This window comes from Salinimicrobium oceani, from assembly GCF_012037645.1.
Map to the genome: position 1 here is coordinate 1 of NZ_JAAVJR010000067.1, position 885 is coordinate 885.

Below are 885 nucleotides of genomic sequence, written 5' to 3' on the forward strand. Positions count from 1 at the left end.
TGTTGTATTCCAAGTTTCAGATTCTTTCTTTCCGAATATTTAACTTTGTTGGCCTGAAGAGGAATTGAGCTCTGCTGGAGAGCAATTCAACAGAAATAAGCCTTTCGACGGTGAATTACCATTGCCCCTGGGGCTTTTTTTGCTGTCTGTATAAAATTTTTTATAGTCATATGCCGCGGAAATCCCGCTGTTCAGCGGGGGAGATACTGACCACTGACCACTATCATATGACTAAACAAATAATCGTGTGTATATATGTCGCCCTTACAGGGCTCTTGTCAGGTGGTTCTTTAAGCCCGGGGTTAAAACCCCGGGCTATTAATATTGCGCCCCGCCGGGGCTTTTTTATGCTCCACACACTTGCACAACTAAGTCAATAAAATTGCCCAAAGTCATATTGCACGGTAGTCCCGCTTATTAGCGGGGGATGTACTGCTCACTGAGCACTGACCACTGAACACTATTACTTCATTCCCTTCATCATCTGCATCATCTTTCTTCCGCCGCCGCCCTGCATCATTTTCATCATCTTACTCATTTGGCTGAATTGCTTTAAAAGCTGATTCACCTGTTGTACCGAAGTACCGGAACCTTTTCCAATTCTCTTTTTTCGGGAGGCGTTAATAACAGAAGGCTTCGAACGCTCTTCAGGAGTCATGGAGTGGATGATAGCCTCAATAGGTTTAAAGGCATCGTCATCGATCTCCACATCTTTCAGCATTTTTCCTGCGCCGGGGATCATGCCCATAAGATCTTTCATGGATCCCATTTTCTTGATCTGCTGAAGCTGATTCAGGAAATCGTCAAATCCGAACTCATTTTTGGCGATCTTCTTCTGAAGTTTTCTTGCTTCCTCTTCATCATACTGCTCCTGGGCTCTTTCCA

General features: G+C 44.4%; 1 pseudogene. It reads right to left on the minus strand.

Annotation, left to right across the window (positions count from 1 at the left end):
* Nucleotides 1-463: 463 nt before the first annotated feature.
* Nucleotides 464-885 (minus strand): annotated as a pseudogene (locus HC175_RS15410) (signal recognition particle protein); the annotation flags it as partial.